The sequence below is a fragment of the Avrilella dinanensis genome (assembly GCF_002807015.1).
In the GTDB taxonomy this organism is placed as follows: Bacteria; Bacteroidota; Bacteroidia; order Flavobacteriales; family Flavobacteriaceae; genus Flavobacterium; species Flavobacterium dinanensis.
Genome location: NZ_NIPO01000001.1, coordinates 598,632 through 615,544 on the forward strand (window position 1 = coordinate 598,632; position 16,913 = coordinate 615,544).

20 protein-coding genes are annotated in these 16,913 nt (G+C 38.3%); 15 read left to right on the forward strand and 5 right to left on the reverse strand.

Going from position 1 to position 16,913, the window contains the following annotated elements; translation table 11 throughout:
* Positions 1–4: 4 nt before the first annotated feature.
* Positions 5–580, forward strand: coding sequence for a hypothetical protein (locus tag CDL10_RS02900; RefSeq protein ID WP_100677149.1), 576 nt, complete (start codon positions 5–7; stop codon positions 578–580).
* Positions 558–1,112 (forward strand): hypothetical protein, encoded by a 555-nt coding sequence (locus tag CDL10_RS02905; RefSeq protein WP_165772973.1) that lies wholly within the window; start codon positions 558–560, stop codon positions 1,110–1,112. The genes CDL10_RS02900 and CDL10_RS02905 overlap by 23 nt, the downstream gene beginning before the upstream one ends.
* A 133-nt stretch (positions 1,113–1,245) precedes the next feature.
* Here the strand turns inward: CDL10_RS02905 and CDL10_RS02910 are convergent, their stop codons facing one another.
* The 5 genes from CDL10_RS02910 to CDL10_RS02930 form a co-directional block, all read right to left on the reverse strand.
* Complete coding sequence (locus tag CDL10_RS02910) at positions 1,246–1,527, reverse strand: hypothetical protein (RefSeq protein WP_100677151.1); 282 nt, start codon at positions 1,525–1,527, stop codon at positions 1,246–1,248.
* 17 nt (positions 1,528–1,544) lie between these two features.
* A complete protein-coding gene (gene atpD / locus CDL10_RS02915; protein WP_100677152.1) occupies positions 1,545–3,056 on the reverse strand; it encodes a F0F1 ATP synthase subunit beta in 1,512 nt (503 codons plus the stop codon).
* Positions 3,057–3,560: 504 nt separating this feature from the next.
* A complete protein-coding gene (gene glmS, locus CDL10_RS02920; protein ID WP_100677153.1) occupies positions 3,561–5,411 on the reverse strand; it encodes a glutamine--fructose-6-phosphate transaminase (isomerizing) in 1,851 nt (616 codons plus the stop codon).
* A gap of 2 nt (positions 5,412–5,413) precedes the next feature.
* Entirely contained in the window at positions 5,414–6,973 is a 1,560-nt protein-coding gene (locus CDL10_RS02925; RefSeq protein ID WP_100677154.1) for a DUF4270 domain-containing protein, read from the reverse strand.
* Between the two features lie 6 nt (positions 6,974–6,979).
* The gene (locus CDL10_RS02930) at positions 6,980–7,786 is read right to left on the reverse strand and encodes a glycogen/starch synthase (RefSeq protein ID WP_100678615.1); all 807 of its coding nucleotides are present in this window, start codon (positions 7,784–7,786) and stop codon (positions 6,980–6,982) included.
* A gap of 104 nt (positions 7,787–7,890) precedes the next feature.
* On the opposite strand from CDL10_RS02930, the gene panC reads away from it, so the two are divergent.
* From panC to CDL10_RS02995, 13 genes are all read left to right on the forward strand, one after another.
* Entirely contained in the window at positions 7,891–8,739 is an 849-nt protein-coding gene (gene panC, locus CDL10_RS02935; protein WP_100677155.1) for a pantoate--beta-alanine ligase, read from the forward strand.
* 86 nt (positions 8,740–8,825) lie between these two features.
* Positions 8,826–9,176, forward strand: a complete 351-nt coding sequence (gene panD, locus CDL10_RS02940) for an aspartate 1-decarboxylase (protein ID WP_100677156.1) — start codon at positions 8,826–8,828, stop codon at positions 9,174–9,176.
* Positions 9,177–10,136, forward strand: coding sequence for a lysylphosphatidylglycerol synthase transmembrane domain-containing protein (locus CDL10_RS02945; RefSeq protein WP_100677157.1), 960 nt, complete (start codon positions 9,177–9,179; stop codon positions 10,134–10,136).
* Between the two features lie 75 nt (positions 10,137–10,211).
* Positions 10,212–11,072: a YicC/YloC family endoribonuclease gene (locus CDL10_RS02950; RefSeq protein WP_100677158.1), complete on the forward strand. Its 861-nt coding sequence runs from the start codon at positions 10,212–10,214 to the stop codon at positions 11,070–11,072.
* Positions 11,072–11,650, forward strand: a complete 579-nt coding sequence (gmk, locus tag CDL10_RS02955) for a guanylate kinase (protein ID WP_100677159.1) — start codon at positions 11,072–11,074, stop codon at positions 11,648–11,650. Before CDL10_RS02950 ends, gmk begins: the two co-directional genes overlap by 1 nt.
* Positions 11,647–12,228 (forward strand): nicotinate (nicotinamide) nucleotide adenylyltransferase, encoded by a 582-nt coding sequence (nadD, locus tag CDL10_RS02960; RefSeq protein ID WP_100677160.1) that lies wholly within the window; start codon positions 11,647–11,649, stop codon positions 12,226–12,228. The genes gmk and nadD overlap by 4 nt, the downstream gene beginning before the upstream one ends.
* 74 nt (positions 12,229–12,302) lie before the next feature.
* Positions 12,303–13,301: an NAD(P)H-dependent glycerol-3-phosphate dehydrogenase gene (locus tag CDL10_RS02965; RefSeq protein WP_100677161.1), complete on the forward strand. Its 999-nt coding sequence runs from the start codon at positions 12,303–12,305 to the stop codon at positions 13,299–13,301.
* A gap of 2 nt (positions 13,302–13,303) precedes the next feature.
* Positions 13,304–14,320 carry a TerC family protein gene (locus tag CDL10_RS02970; protein WP_100677162.1) on the forward strand — a complete coding sequence of 339 codons (1,017 nt, stop codon included), beginning with the start codon at positions 13,304–13,306 and terminating at the stop codon, positions 14,318–14,320.
* Positions 14,321–14,389: 69 nt separating this feature from the next.
* Positions 14,390–14,956, forward strand: coding sequence for an RNA polymerase sigma factor (locus CDL10_RS02975; RefSeq protein WP_100677163.1), 567 nt, complete (start codon positions 14,390–14,392; stop codon positions 14,954–14,956).
* A gap of 2 nt (positions 14,957–14,958) precedes the next feature.
* The gene (locus CDL10_RS02980) at positions 14,959–15,150 is read left to right on the forward strand and encodes a hypothetical protein (RefSeq protein ID WP_100677164.1); all 192 of its coding nucleotides are present in this window, start codon (positions 14,959–14,961) and stop codon (positions 15,148–15,150) included.
* 9 nt (positions 15,151–15,159) lie between these two features.
* Positions 15,160–16,002, forward strand: coding sequence for a mechanosensitive ion channel family protein (locus CDL10_RS02985; protein ID WP_100677165.1), 843 nt, complete (start codon positions 15,160–15,162; stop codon positions 16,000–16,002).
* Between the two features lie 99 nt (positions 16,003–16,101).
* Positions 16,102–16,431: a HesB/IscA family protein gene (locus tag CDL10_RS02990; protein ID WP_100677166.1), complete on the forward strand. Its 330-nt coding sequence runs from the start codon at positions 16,102–16,104 to the stop codon at positions 16,429–16,431.
* A gap of 81 nt (positions 16,432–16,512) precedes the next feature.
* Positions 16,513–16,902 (forward strand): four helix bundle protein, encoded by a 390-nt coding sequence (locus CDL10_RS02995; protein WP_100677167.1) that lies wholly within the window; start codon positions 16,513–16,515, stop codon positions 16,900–16,902.
* The last annotated feature ends 11 nt before the right edge of the window (positions 16,903–16,913 follow it).

The following is a 16,913-nucleotide window of genomic DNA, read 5'->3' on the forward strand; positions in this document are numbered from 1 at the left end:
TGTCATGAGGATTTTGCCTGTTTTATTTTCCTTTTTCTTTATTATAAACGCAACCGCACAGTCTTTTGTTTATGAAACTTCCGACAAGCAATCTTTCAAACTCAGACCGGGACATCATACTCAATTTCAGTACATGATGGTAAACCGGGCAGATTTTAAGCACAACTCCCTTTTTGATATTGACGAAAACACCCGGCATTTTATCATTCCGTTCAGCGGTTATTATGAAACGGAAGCTTTTTTTAATTTCAATCCCGACACAGCATCTATCAAAGATAACCGGGGCGGAATTAATTTCGGATTGGTGCATATCCGTGACGGCAAACAACAATATATGGCGGCAACCCGCTATACTTTCGACAAAACTAATCAGGGCGAATACACCGCTGTTTACATCCTGCCGACTATCGTTTATCTGGAACAAGGAGATATTATTGCTCCGGCAATCAGCAGCGGATATATCAACACACATTTATTTTATGCCCATATCGGCTGCCCTAAAAAAACAGATGATTGTGTGTCGTTTTCTTTTAAAATCAGATTAATCAGTGTAGAAGATGGGAATACGGACTTTTTTTAGCTTGATGATACTTATGATATTTGGCGAAATGTCGGCTCAGGAACCGGTTTTCTATGCACGAATCAACCGAAGTATGCCGCTCAGCTTTTCGGAAACCAACCGGCAATGTGTTTCTTTTACCGACCGGGATATTGTTTACAATAAAATTATCCGGTTTGACGAACATAAAATTCTCACTCAGCAAGACGGATTATACGAAATCAATGCGTTTGTGAATATTAATCTGGGGTCACACGCTACCAGAAATGATAGCTTACAACTCCGTTTTTCGGTGGTTAAAAACCTGAATACTCCTTCGGAAAAAATCCTTTCTGAAACGGCTTATACGTACCGTTATGGCAATTTTGATGTAGCCGCAGGGTTTCCTATCCGTCCGTTTAATGCAACACTCCGCAGAGATGATGAAATTTGCCTTTGCATTACCAAAGATTTTGGCACTTTTGATATTAATTCCAATGCCAAATTCCACCATATTATTACGCCTACCGGAATGCCGCAGATTATGGGACTGAGGATAAAGAAGGTCGATTAATTTTTTTGTTTAAGATTTAGTGTTACAGCAGATATTTCTCTTTCGTCGGAATAAACTTTAATTGATATACGGAAACAAACACAAAAAAATCCGACCTAATAATAAGTCGGATTTTGTATTGATTATACTTAACTTAGCTTGCTAAGATATTGATTCGGTTATCTTTCAGCTCTATTGTTCCGGTTTCAATCGGCAGGTAATATTCCTGGTCTGACAGTTTTTCAAACCGGTTGGCAAACTTTTCGTCAAACTTTAGGTTTTTCCCTACGATTCTGATGTTTCCTTTTGTCAACATAGAAACAATGGCTGCGTGGTTGTTGAGCATTTGAAACTCTCCGTCCACTCCGGGTACCGATACGGCATCTACCTGTCCTTTGAATAATGTTGCCTCGGGCGAAACGATTTCTAATAACATAATAACTGGTTTTTAGATTAAGCCTCAGCCAACATTTTCTCTCCGGCTTCGATTACCTCTTCGATAGTTCCTTTCAAGTTAAACGCTGCCTCTGGCAAATGGTCTAACTCTCCGTCCATAATCATATTGAAGCCTTTAATGGTTTCTTTGATATCTACCAATACTCCAGGAATACCGGTAAATTGTTCAGCTACGTGGAACGGTTGTGACAAGAAACGTTGTACACGACGAGCTCTGGATACTGACAGCTTATCTTCTTCAGATAATTCTTCCATACCCAAAATCGCAATAATATCTTGTAATTCTTTATATTTCTGTAGGATTTCTTTTACACGTTGTGCACAAGCATAATGCTCTTTTCCTAAAGTTTCAGGTGTTAGAATACGAGAAGTTGAATCTAACGGGTCAACTGCAGGATAGATACCCAACTCCGCAATTTTACGTGACAATACGGTAGTAGCGTCCAAGTGGGCAAATGTTGTTGCCGGTGCCGGATCCGTTAAGTCATCTGCAGGTACATATACCGCCTGTACGGAAGTAATTGAACCTGTTTTGGTTGATGTAATACGCTCTTGCATCGCACCCATTTCGGTTGCTAACGTAGGCTGATACCCTACCGCAGAAGGCATACGCCCTAACAATGCCGATACCTCAGAACCTGCTTGTGTAAAACGGAAAATGTTATCAACGAAGAAAAGTACGTCTTTACCTTGTCCGTCGCCTGCTCCGTCACGGAAATACTCAGCAATGGTCAACCCTGACAAAGCTACACGTGCACGTGCTCCTGGTGGTTCGTTCATCTGTCCGAATACGAAAGTCGCTTTGGAATCCAACATTCCTTCTTTATCTACTTTAGACAAATCCCAGCCGCCTTCTTCCATAGAGTGCATGAAATCATCTCCGTATTTGATAATTCCTGACTCCAACATCTCTCTCAACAAGTCATTACCCTCACGAGTACGCTCTCCTACTCCGGCAAATACAGACAAACCTCCGTGACCTTTGGCGATGTTGTTAATCAATTCCTGAATCAATACGGTTTTTCCTACACCCGCACCTCCGAAAAGACCAATTTTACCTCCTTTTGCATAAGGCTCAATCAAGTCGATTACTTTGATACCAGTATATAAAACTTCTGTTGAAGTGGATAAGTTTTCAAATTTTGGTGCCGGACGGTGGATTGGTAATCCGTTTTTCCCGTCTTTCGGAAGGGCTTCCATTCCGTCAATCGGCTCGCCTACTACGTTAAACAAGCGTCCGAAAACCTCTTTACCGACAGGCATTTGAATTGGTGTCCCTTTAGAAACCACCTCATACCCGCGGCTCAAACCGTCGGTAGAATCCATCGAAATGGTTCTCACAGTGTCTTCACCGATATGGGATTGAACTTCAAGTACTAAAATAGTACCATCTGCTTTTGTGATTTCTAATGAATCATAGATTTTTGGCAACTCGGCTTGTGTCGTATCGAATGCTACGTCCACAACCGGCCCGATAACTTGTGCAACTTTTCCAGTAACTTTAGACATTGCGTATGTATTTAATTAACAGCTTATTATCTATTCGTGAATCAGCCTATAGCTTTTCCGAGTGCAAAGATAGTTTTTTTCTCTGAATTTTAAAGCGTTATTAAAAATTTCTGTGAAAAAAGAATTTTTGATTTCTTCGGAGTAGTCTTTGTGGTAAATTAATCCTTATAAACATGGTAGTAATTACAACATTAAATTAGTCGCTAATTACATTAACCTGTAGTACATTATCTATCAAAAAAATAACTCATTGATAATTAATGATTTATTTTACACCACAGATGCACAGATAGGTAAATACCTGCAAGAAAATAATTTTTACAGATATTGAACGCAAAGCATTCGATGATTAGTAACCATCTATAATCAGTAAACAAGAAAAATCCGTGTATCTGTGGCTTTTTATAATGCATTACGGGTTACATTAATTTTTTCATAAAACAAAAATTGCCTGAAAGTATTTTTCAGGCAATTTACAATTTTTATTCTGTCTGAATGGTTACTTTACTCCACCGTAACTGCTTTCGCTAAGTTTCTTGGCTGGTCAACATTCGCACCTCGCATCAATGCGATGTGATAGGACAGTAACTGTAACGGAATTGTTGCCAAAATTGAGGTAAACGCTTCAACGCTGTCCGGAATTTCAATGACGTGGTCCGCCATTTCCTTAACTTGTTTGTCGCCTTTGGTTACGATAGCGATTATCTTTCCGCTTCTGGCTTTTATTTCTTGAATATTGCTGACAATTTTTTCATAGTGTTGCTGTTGTGGCGCCACAACAATCACCGGCATATTTTCGTCAATCAAAGCAATCGGTCCGTGCTTCATCTCTGCCGCCGGATAACCTTCTGCATGAATGTAAGATATTTCTTTCAGCTTCAATGCTCCTTCCAAAGCTACCGGGAAATTCACTCCTCTACCAAGAAACAAACAATTGCTTGCGTCTTTGTAGATGGTCGATATATCCATGATTTTCTGGTCTTCTTTGAGTGCTTCTTCCACTTTTTCCGGAATAGCTTCCAGCTCAACTAAATGTCTGAGATAATCTGATTGGGAAATGGTTCCTTTGGCATGTGCCAATCGTAATGCAATCAGCGACAATACGGTTATTTGGGTAGTAAACGCTTTGGTCGATGCCACTCCGATTTCCGGTCCCGCATGGGTATATGCTCCGGCATCAGTTTCTCTGGCAATGGACGAACCCACCACATTACAAACGCCAAATACGAAAGCTCCTTTTTCTTTTGCCAGTTTAATCGCTGCCAAAGTATCTGCTGTTTCCCCGGACTGTGAGATGGAAATAACCACATCATCGGCGTTGATGATAGGATTTCTGTATCGGAATTCGGAGGCATATTCTACCTCAACCGGAATCCGAGCGAATTCTTCAATCATATATTCAGCAACCAAACCTGCGTGCCATGAAGTTCCGCATGCGGCAATAATAATACGTTTGGCATTCAGAAACCGATTAAGATTATCCTCAATACCCGCCATGCGAATCATTCCTTTATCACTATGCAAACGACCTCTGAAAGTATCTTTGATAGCTTGTGGTTGTTCATAAATCTCTTTGAGCATAAAGTGGTCGTAACCTCCTTTTTCTATTTGTTCGAGATTAAGTTGTAATTCCTGAACATACGGACTTACTTCTTTATCGTCTCTTATTTTTCTTATTTTCAGCGGCTTGTGCAATCTTACAATCGCCATTTCTTCATCTTCCAGATACACCGCATTATTGGTATATTCAATAAAAGGTGTTGCGTCGGAAGCAATGAAAAATTCGCCATCGCCAATTCCTACTGCTAACGGACTTCCTAAGCGAGCCGCAACTATTTCGTTGGGTTTTTTGAGGTCCATCACACAAATTGCATACGCACCAATAACCTGATTCAAAGCAATCTGAACTGCTTTACCTAATTTAATGTTTTTGCTTTTCTGAATATCTTCAATCAGATTGACCAAAACCTCAGTATCGGTTTCGGACTGAAAAGTATATCCTCTGGTGGTCAGTTCTGTTCTGAGTGATTCGTAGTTTTCTATAATTCCGTTATGGACAATAACTAAATTTCCTGAATTGGAAAAATGCGGGTGTGAGTTCACATCATTCGGCACGCCGTGTGTTGCCCAACGCGTATGTCCGATACCCATTGTGCTCTTACTGTCTTTAAGCTCGTCCTGAGATTTGGTCTCTAAATCAGCTACTTTTCCAGCTGTTTTTTCATGTATAAAATTGTGTCCGTCATACAGTACAATTCCTGCACTGTCGTAGCCTCTGTACTCCAATCTCTTTAAGCCTTTCAATATAACAGGATAGGCTTTTCGAGTACCTATATATCCAACTATTCCACACATAATCAGTTTTGTTTTTGGGTATAAAAAATTTCTAATTTCATTCTGTTTGATCCATGGCTGTCATCGCCATTATACAAAACTGTTCCGAAAGGAAAAGACACCATAGATGCAGGTACTTTTTCCGTTTCCGCAACAGGGTTTTTCAGTAATTTGAAACTCGAATTGCTGATGTCGTTGGCAACTGCCAGCCCGAGTTTAAAATTGGTCGAATCTTTACTGATTAAATCTACGATATAGTCGGTAATTCTGAATCTGTATTTATTCGGTTCTTCAGATGAGTCAAAAAATCCATTATAAATATTCTTATAAGGCAAAGTCGTTTGGTCATTGGTATAATCTACCAAAGGTTTATTGTTGGTCAAATCATATAAATATAAACGACTCGGACTGTAATCTTCCTGATTTTGCATAATCTCTCCGTCAACATACACCGTCAAAACTGCCTGGTTAATCAACCAATCCTGTGATTTAATATGTTCAATTTCTGATTGGCTGAGCAAAGTGATTTCTGCCAGAGAACCTTCATTACCTTTCAGCCAAAGTTGCTGGCTTGCTCCCGACAATGCGTTTGTATAATCGGTTGTCGGTGTGTTTTCAAAAAGATTAACTGTATTGTTATTTCTTGTATTTCCGGACGCTGTAGAGTAACCCAAAGCAAAAGCCATCGTTTTTCGTTCTCTCTCGCCGTCATTAGTATCCTGATGATATACAAAAACCATTTCTGCCTGCGACAAATCCAGTTGCATCATCAGATTAGCTGTTCCTTCATTCTCGACGGTAAACAACAATCCTCTGAAAAATTCTTTCAAACGGTTGTTATTGCTGATAGTTTTGTATTCGTTACTGTCAAAAAACCTTTGTTGGAAATATTCTTTGTTCAAGTCCAGCCAGATACCTGGTTTTTTTCTTTCGCTAACAACTTGTTCGCCTTCTTCATTTTCTTTGTAAAGTTTGATTTCGTCATCGCTGACCACAAATTCGGTATTTTGTTCGGTATCTGCGGCATCATTCAGTCTTCCTGTTCCGTTCACTCCTTTTTTATTCTGAGTAAATAAACTGAACTGGTCAGAATAATATTGCTGGTCTTCAAAATCATTGCCCGGATTTTGGTTTCTCAGGAAATAACCGTTTTCATAAACCGCCAAATCAAACGAACCTTCCCCATATATATTATTAAGTGTATAGGAAGAATTTCCGTTGGAATCGGTCACATCAAGCTTGCTGTTATATGGCAGATATACATATACGGAATCCAACACCGGATTTTCGCCAATATCAGACAACGCACCGCTCATCAACTCAACCTGAGAAACAAAATGAGCTTTCGTTTTGCCGAAAACAGCGTGGTCAAAAACACCAAAAGTATTGACCGGTAAATTAAGCGTGCTTACCTGCTGTGTAGATACGATTTTTGTATCTACTGTTTCAGATTCGTATTTTTTAAATCCAAATGGGTCGTCCCCAAAAACATTGGAATTCAACTCAACCGCGTCTTTTTCGCACGAAACAAACAACAAACCTGCCATGACAGTCATTGCTGTAAATAAAGATTTTTTTCTCATATTTATTTATAAAACCTCTTTTTTATAAAATTCCAGATAACCCTCTGACCGTTTTTCTTTTGGGAGGAAAGGTATAAAAGGTTTCTTTGAACTCTCTATATATTCTGTTAAATCTGAACCGATATTTTCCGACCCTACAAACACCGCATCTGAATAGTCAATAGCATTTTTCATCAGGTTGACAAAAGTCGGCTCTTTAAGTTTATCCAAATCGGCTTTATCAAAACCGTCATACGCTACTTTGTCAAACATATTTTCTGTCAATCCACCTTCAAACGTATCGTTATAAATCGACGTTACGATCTTGGTATCTTCAAAGATATTTTCGTCTTTGTAATATTTTTTCATGTACATCGGCACCAACGAAGCTAGCCAGCCATGAACATGAATAACATCGGGCACCCAGTTGAGTTTTTTCACCGTTTCGATAACGCCTTTCGTAAAAAATATCGCCCGCTCGTCATTGTCGTCAAACAGCTTGTTGTCTTCATCAACAAAAGTTGATTTGCGTTTGAAATATTCATCATTATCTATAAAATACACCTGAATTCTTTCTTTCGGAATAGACGCCACCTTGATAATCAAAGGCATATCCATGTCGTTGACCACCAGATTCATTCCAGACAAACGAATCACTTCATGCAACTGGTGTCTTCGTTCATTAACATTGCCATAGCGTGGCATAAAAATCCGTATCTGCCCGCCAATATCATTAATCATCTTGGGTAAGTCAAAAGACGATTTGGAAACTTCATTTTCCGGCAAATAGGGTACTACTTCAGACGATACATATAATATCCTCTTATCTTTCATCATCATACGATATTCATTTATTGAAATAAAAACATGCAAAAATACAAAAAAATAACCACTTTTTTGTCTAAAATGCTAATTTTGCCGATATTAAGGATTTTTGCATGGAGATTTTTGAAACAAAAAAATTATTATCTGCCCGAATCAATGAGCTAAAATACAGCTCATTACAGGTTGGTTTAGTACCTACAATGGGGGCTTTGCACCGCGGACATCTGTCTTTGATACATCGCGCTTTTGAAGAAAATGATTATGTGGTGGTCAGTATTTTTGTGAACCCTACGCAGTTTGACAATGCCGAAGATTTGAAAAAATATCCGCGTACATTGGAGCGTGATTTGGAACTGCTGAAAGTTTTTGAAGACAAAATAATTGTTTACACCCCATCTGCCGAAGATATTTATGACGAAAACATTCAATCCGAAAATCACGAATTTGACGGATTGGAAAGTGAAATGGAAGGTGCCAACCGCCCCGGACACTTTGATGGCGTGGGGACAATTGTGGGCAAACTCTTTGAAATCGTTAACCCAAACCGGGCATATTTCGGCGAAAAGGATTTTCAGCAACTGCAAATTATCCGTAAAATGGTCGAAAAGAAAGGGTTTTCTGTAATTATTGTCGGCTGTCCGATTTTCCGTGAAGAAAACGGTTTGGCGATGAGTTCACGCAACGAACGGTTGTCTGAAAAAGCAAAAAATGAAGCTGCTTTTATCCATCAGACATTATTGCAGGCACAAGAAAATTTTGAACGAAAAAGCATTGACGAGATAAAAACATTTGTAGAAAAACAGTTTGAGAACCACCCGAGTCTGACATTGGAATATTTTGAAATTGCCGATGAAGACACGTTGCAATCTGCCAAAACAAAACAATCCGGCAAAAAATACCGCGGATTTATTGTGGCTCATATTGAGAATGTGAGGTTGATTGATAATCTTGCTTTTGTTTAAGGCAATTAGCGAATTAAAGATTGTGCAAACCAACTTTTGGCTATTGCCTTGTCACTAATTAATTTAATAATTTATACCTTTGCCCCATGCAAATAGAAGTTTTAAAATCAAAAATCCACCGGGTTAAAGTAACAGGTGCCGATTTGAACTATATCGGCAGTATTACCATAGATATTGCTTTGATGGAAGCCGCCAATATGATTGAGGGCGAAAAAGTAACTATTGTAAACATCAACAATGGCGAACGTTTTGAAACATACATTATTCCGGGGCCGAAAGATAGTGGCGAAATCACACTAAACGGGCCTGCCGCACGTCGCGTGCAAAAAGACGATGTTATCATCATTATCAGCTATGCCTTGATGGATTTTGAAGCAGCAAAAGAATTCAAGCCATGGGTTATTTTCCCGAATGAAGAAAATAACTCTTTGAAATAATTGAAAAAGGTAAAAAAAATATTTACCACCCTGCTCCCGCTTTTGCTGGGAGTTTTTTTGGTTATATACGCCTACAATAAATTTACTCCTGAGCAACTCGACGAGATGAAAAATCACCTCAAACAAGCCGACTGGACATACATTTCATTGTCAGGGTTGTTCACAATCGTTTCTTTATTTTCAAGAGCTTACCGCTGGAAATATCCACTAAACCACATGGGCTATAACCCGAAAGGCTATAACCGACTAATGGCTGTTTCGGTATCATATCTGCTGAATTTTACCATTCCCCGTTCAGGCGAAATATCACGTGCCGTACTTTTGCAAAAGTATGAGAAAGTACCGTTTGACAAAGGTTTCGGCAGTATCATATCCGAAAGATTGGTAGATTTGGTTTGTTTGTTGTTGATGGTAGGGTTGGTTTTATTATTACAATTTCAACAGTTGTATGGTTTTCTGGAACAGCTTATTCCTTTTGAAAAATTATTGATAGCCGGGACTCTTTTTGCCGTTATCATGATTGGTTTTTTTAGCTTGGTTTACTATTCCAAATCCCGGTTTTTTGTAACCATAAAACAAAAAGCAAAGGGTCTGATAGAAGGTTTACTCAGCTTGTTTAAAATGCCCAACAGAGGTCCGTTTTTGTTGCACACACTGATTATTTGGGGAGCCTATGTAGCGACTTTTTATTTCGGCACAAAAGCTCTTGAAGCCACTGCCGATTTATCACTAGGCGTTATATTAGTCACTTTTGTGGTCGGTAGTCTGGCGGTTTCATTTACCAACGGAGGTCTGGGTGCTTTTCCTTTGATGATTGCCGAAATTCTGCTACTATATGGCATTGCGGAAACTGCCGGAACAACATTTGGCTGGATTCTGTGGACATCACAAACCATCATTTTGGTCATTGCCGGAGGAATTTCTTTCTTATTGTTTCCTGTGCTGAATAAAAATACATAAACACAAACCTCTTTTCATCAATTCATCATACGTTTCCGTTATTTTCGTAAATTTGCCTTTTATATACAATTTTATATGATTTATTCCATGACCGGTTTTGGCAAGGCGGTTAACCAGTTGTCAAACAAAAAAATTATTGTCGAAATAAAATCACTCAACAGCAAATCGTTGGATTTGAATGTCAGACTTCCGCAAGTGTATCGGGAAAAAGAGCTCGAATTACGAAAATTACTATCGGATAGCCTACAAAGAGGAAAAATAGACTATTCTCTTTATATCGAGAATGTTATAGAGCAAAACAACACTACGCTCAACCCTCCGATTGTTAAAGATTACATTCGTCAGATGAAAGACATCTTACCCGATGCCGACGAAACCGAATTGATGAAAATGGCGGTAAGAATGCCCGATGCTTTAAAAACCGAAAAAGCAGAAATCGACGAAACCGAATGGCAGGAAATCATAAAAACTACTTCAGAAGCATTGGTTCACATCAATGAATTCAGAGCTTCAGAAGGTGCTCATTTACAGCAAGACATGGCGAACAATGTAGGAACAATCAGACAAAAATTGAACGAAATTTCTTCCCTCAAAGACGAACGGACTAAAGCCGTCAAAGAACGTTTAATGAACGGACTGGAAGAGTTGAAACAAACCGTAGACGAAACCCGATTTGCTCAGGAAATCGTTTTTTATATCGAAAAATTAGACATCAACGAAGAAGAGGTTCGCCTGAACAAACACTTAGATTATTTCACAGAAACACTTAACGACAACCAGTCAAACGGACGAAAATTAGGCTTTATTTCCCAAGAAATGGGTCGCGAAATAAACACCATCGGTTCCAAATCGAACCACGCCCCGATGCAAAAGTTGGTTGTGCAAATGAAAGAAGAACTCGAGAAAATCAAAGAACAGGTACTTAATATTTTGTAATGGAAAACGCAGGTAAATTAATCGTTTTTTCGGCACCATCGGGCTCAGGCAAAACCACTTTAGTCAAGCATCTTTTGCATCAACCCGATTTGAATCTGGATTTTTCTGTTTCGGCGACATCTCGCGAAGCGAGAGGTGAAGAAGTTCACGGAAAAGATTACTATTTTCTGTCAATAGATGACTTTAAGAATCATATTCATAAAGAAGAATTTCTGGAATATGAAGAAGTATATAAAGATAATTTTTACGGTACATTAAAATCGGAATTATATCGAATCTGGCAACAAGGCAAGCACGTTATATTTGACATCGACGTGATTGGCGGATTGAATATCAAACGACAATTTCCGGAACAGACTTTGGCTGTTTTTGTTAAACCGCCGTCCAAAGAGATATTGGAGCAACGTTTGCGTAGCCGAAAAACCGAATCGGAAGAAAAAATACAAATGCGTTTGGCAAAAGCCGAAGAAGAATTGTCAAAAGCAAAATTATTCGATGTGGTTATAGAAAACAATGATCTGGAAAAAACCAAACAAGAAGTTTATCAGCTGGTATTGGACTTTATTCATAAATCATGAAAAAGATAGGTTTGTTTTTCGGCACATTCAACCCGATTCACGTCGGACATTTGATTATAGCCAATCACATAGCGGAATATGGTGGTTTGGACGAAATCTGGCTGGTTATTACTCCGCACAATCCACACAAGCAAAAAAGCAGTTTACTGCCCGATTATCATCGGTTGGAAATGGCTTTTCTGGCAACGGAGTCTTATGAAAAAATCAAACCGTCAGATGTCGAATTTAGTCTGCCCCAACCCAATTACACCACACGTACGTTGATTCATTTATCGGAAAAATTTCCGAATCACGAGTTTACCCTAATCATGGGCGAGGACAACCTGAACACACTCAACAAATGGAAAAATTACCAGACAATTCTTTCTGATTATCAAATAGTTGTTTATCCCAGATTAACCTCAACAACTATTCCGGAAGAACTGGTCGGTCACCCGAATATCCGAAAAGTTGATGCCCCGATTGTAGAAATTTCTTCCACCTTTATCCGCAACAGCATCAAAGAAGGAAAAAACATCCGTCCGATGCTGAACAAAAAGGTTTGGGAATACATTGACCATAACTTATTTTACCGTTAAGAATCCTCGATAAAAAATATTTTTTTATCATTCTGTATTAAAATAGTTACTTTTGTCTATTAATCATTACAAAGATGACCCACAATAAACCAAAATTTGCAGTAATCGGAGGAGGAAGCTGGGCAACGGCTATCGCAAAAATGCTTTGCGAAAACCAAGAGCAGATAGCGTGGTATATGCGTAATGAAGTCGCCCTTGAAGAAATCAGAGAAAATGCACATAACCCGAATTATCTAAGTTCAGTAGAGTTTGATGTCGAACAGCTATTCCTGACCAACAATATTAACGAAGCCGTCGAATATGCCGATTTTGTGATATTCGCGATTCCTTCAGCGTTTTTGTCGAGAGAATTAGACAAACTGACAGCAGACATTTCCGACAAAATAGTTGTGTCGGCTGTTAAAGGAATTATTCCCGAAACCGGTTTAATTGTCGGGGAACACTTTTGCCAGACTTATCAGCTGGACAGAGAACAAATAGCCGTTATCGCCGGGCCTTGTCATGCCGAAGAAGTGGCATTGGAAAGACTTTCTTATCTGACTATTGCGAGTGCCAGCGAAACCAACGCACAACAAATTGCCGATTGCTTGAAAAGTCATTACATCAAAGTCAAAACCACCGATGATGTATTGGGCGTGGAATACACTTCTATGCTGAAAAATATTTATGCCGTGGCTTGCGGAATGGCACACGGATTGGGCTATGGCGATAATTTTCAGGCCGTGCTGATGAGCAACGCCATTCGCGAGATGAAGAAATTCATCAAAAAAGTACACAAAATGAAAAGAACAATTACCGGTTCGGAATACCTGGGCGATTTGCTCGTTACCGGCTATTCGCTTTTTTCACGAAACAGAATGTTCGGAAATATGGTCGGTAAAGGATATACCGTTAAATCGGCACAAATGGAAATGAACATGGTTGCCGAAGGATATTATGCCACCAAAAGTGCCTATCTGATGAATGAAAAACTCGGAGCCAAAACACCGATTATTAATGCAGTTTACGACATTTTGTACAACAACAAAGAACCAAAAAAAGTATTCAAAAAACTGACTGATAAACTCAACTAACTATGAATAATCTTCCGGAAGACCACATGATTAACCACCCTTGGCTGATATGGGGATTTGGCATTGCAGTAATCATTATGCTGTTGCTGGATTTGGGTGTTTTCAACAAAAAAAACCACACAATTTCTAACAAAGAAGCTCTCGTCTGGACTTTGGTTTGGATTTCCTTGTCGATGGTATTCAGCGGCGTGGTCTGGTGGATTCTGGACAAACCGTATGGCATCACAGATAATTTCTCGAAATATCAGGCAGCTTACTGGATAGAAAAAGCACTTTCGGTCGACAACCTTTTCGTGTTTATTCTGGTTTTTAAGTTTTTCAAAATCCCGAAAGATTATCAGCATAAAGTGCTGTTTTGGGGAATTTTAGGAGCTTTGTTTTTCCGTGCAATATTTATTTTTGCCGGGGTTGAATTGATTAAACACACCTATGTTACTTTGCCTTTTCTGGGTGTTGATTCTGCCGGCGACCCTCGTCAGCTCAATGTAGTTTTATTCATTTTCGGTATTTTTCTTTTATTTGCGGGTGTCAAATCCGGAATGCCTGAAAAAGAGGAAGAAGTCGATATGTCAAAAAATATTGGCGTTCGGTTGGTCAATAAATTCTTCAAAGTGAGCAATTCGTTTGACGGAAGTAAATTTTTCACGGTACAAAACGGTGTGAAAATGGTAACACCGATGTTTGTGGCTTTGGCAGTAATCGAAATTACTGATTTAGTATTTGCCGTGGACAGTATTCCGGCAATATTCGCCATTGCCCCGGACGACCCTTTTATTTTATATACTTCCAACATATTTGCGATTTTAGGATTACGTTCTATGTATTTCCTTTTGGCAAATTCTATGGATTTATTCTCTAAACTACATTACGGGCTGGCTGTAATTCTGGTATTCATTGGGATAAAAATGATTATCATGCCGTTTTACCACTTTGAATCGACAATTTCTCTGGCAATTATCGGTTCCGTTTTGGTAGTATCAATCATCTGGTCTTTGATTACAAAAAAGCAAAAACACTGATTTACAAACCTATAGCTGTTCCATATATTTTTTATATATTTGCACAAAAGAAAAATTCGACGTTAGTCAATGAGCAATCACATCGAGGAAGATTTGTCTGATAATGATTTGGTAGAGAGAATTTTAGCTACCAAAGACGACCGGCTTTTTGCCATTTTGTACGACAGGTATGCTTCCTTTGTTTACAACCAAAGTTATGCTTTTGTCGGCTCCGAAGAAGAAGCTCAGGATTTGACACATGATATTTTTATCAAAATCTACCTGAACCTGAAGACCTTCAAAAATCAATCTAAACTGTCAACATGGATTTATTCTGTCGTCTATCATTATTGCTTGAATCACGTCAAACAAAACAGAAGAAAACCGGAAGAAAACAAAGATTTATATGAAGACGTCGAGAATATCGGGCAATCTTTCGAAGAAGAAGAAATAAGCGACAGTGAACTGTTCGAGATTAACTATGCCAAATTGCAGGAAATTCTGAACAAATTAGCCCTTGAAGACAAGGCTATTCTGCTCATGAAATACAAAGACGATATGTCTGTAAAAGATATTGCTGAGATGCTGGACATCAAAGAAAGTGCTGTGAAAATGAGATTGCAAAGGGCAAAGAAAAGAGTTTTAGAGCTAAGATAATTATGGAAAATCCATTCAAAAAAGTAATTGAAGAAAAAGAGTTGCCGGCTTATCTGAAGGAAAAGGTGCTTGATGATATCAATATCATCAAACTGACTTTAGACCTTTCGGAACTATTCTTTGTGAATCTTCCCGATTCAGCACTCAGTTTTTTCAGAGATAATCCGAAAGAAAATAAAAAAAACAATAAATAATTACACGCTATGGAAGAACTTTACCAAGAACATTTAGCCAATTCAACATCAACAATCAACGAATGGCTCATCAAACTCAAAGATTTCGCATGGGACTGCCTGTTGCTGCTCGTGTATCTGATAATTTGCTATTTCTTATTCAAAATTTTGGTTCTTTTCGCCAAGAAAATCATCAAACTTTCAAAGGTTGAGAAACTTGACCACATGTACGAAAAAATTGATTTTCTGAGGAAGAACAATATACAAATCAAAGTCGGCAACATCATACTGGTGCTATTCAAAGCCTTTTTATTTTTAATTTTTGTTATCATCGGTGCCGATTTGTTCGGTATGAACGGCGTGACCAATATGGTCAATGAATTATTGGCATATTTACCAAAATTAGCAAGCGGCGTGCTGATTATACTTGCCGGCGTGTTCATCGCCAACTGGATAAAACAAAAAATGACGACCGCCCTGTCATTTGTTGAAAACACTAGTGCAATAACTATATTAATAAACGTCATTGTAACAGGATTGATTCTCTTTTTTGTACTGATGGGACTCAATCAGGCAGGCATAGACACCACACTCATTACAAGCAATATCAGCGTAATCATCGGTGGATTTGTCGCAGCAATTGCCTTGGCATTCGGGCTTGGTGCTAAAGACGTGGTAAAAGAAATCATGTTTGCTTATTACCTGAGAAAAAACCTCAGCAGCGACAGAAAAGTCCGAATTACCAGCGAAAACATCGAAGGTAACGTCATTTCTATCGATAATATCAATGCCAAAATCAAAAAAACAGATGGCACTGTGATTATGATACCCATCAAAAAGTTAGTAGATTCCAATATCGAATTTCTCGACTAATCTCAAAAGTTATACATAAGTTAAAGCCTACTTTCTTTACCCTGCAAGAGTTCAAAATTAATAAATTATTGGTACCTTTGCAGGGTAAATTGTATAAGCATGATAAAAGTATCAGAATCAGCAGCTAAAAGAGCCCAAATGATGATGGAAGATGACGGTTTTAATCCTGAAACAGACTTTATCAGAGTAGGCGTGAAAAGCGGAGGATGTTCCGGTTTGGAATACGAATTGAAATTTGACAATCAGACCAACGAAAGCGATAAAATGTTTGAAGACAACGGCGTAAAAATCGTTGTGGACAAAAAAAGTTTTCTCTATTTAGTAGGAACAATTTTGGAATATTCCGGAGGATTAAACGGAAAAGGGTTCGTTTTTAACAACCCAAACGCTGCGAGAACCTGTGGTTGTGGGGAATCATTTTCTTTGTAATTAATCTAAAAAAAGAAATATCTAAATAATCAAAAAAAGTGATGAAGTTAATAAATCAATTTTTTGTTCATTAAACAAATTATGGCAAAATACAGTTCATTTGAAGAAATGGAGGTCTATCAAAAAGCCTTACAATTTGGGATTAAAGTGTACAATCTTACACTAACAAATGAGCATATAGCTAAAGACTTTGGCTTAAAAGATCAATTACAAAGAGCTGCATTGTCAATATCAAATAATATTGCAGAGGGATTTGAAAGAGAAACAAAAAAAGAATTAATTAGATTTTTATATTTTTCCAAAGGTTCCGCAGGTGAATGTAGAAATATGCTTAATTTTTTACAACAGATAGATTATATTAATGAAGAAAATTTTCATAATCACAGAAATGATATTTTAGAGATTTCAAAACAATTAGGAAGTTATATTAAGTATTTAAAAAACTTGGAAAAGCAAAATAAAATGTCGTGACGGCATACTTT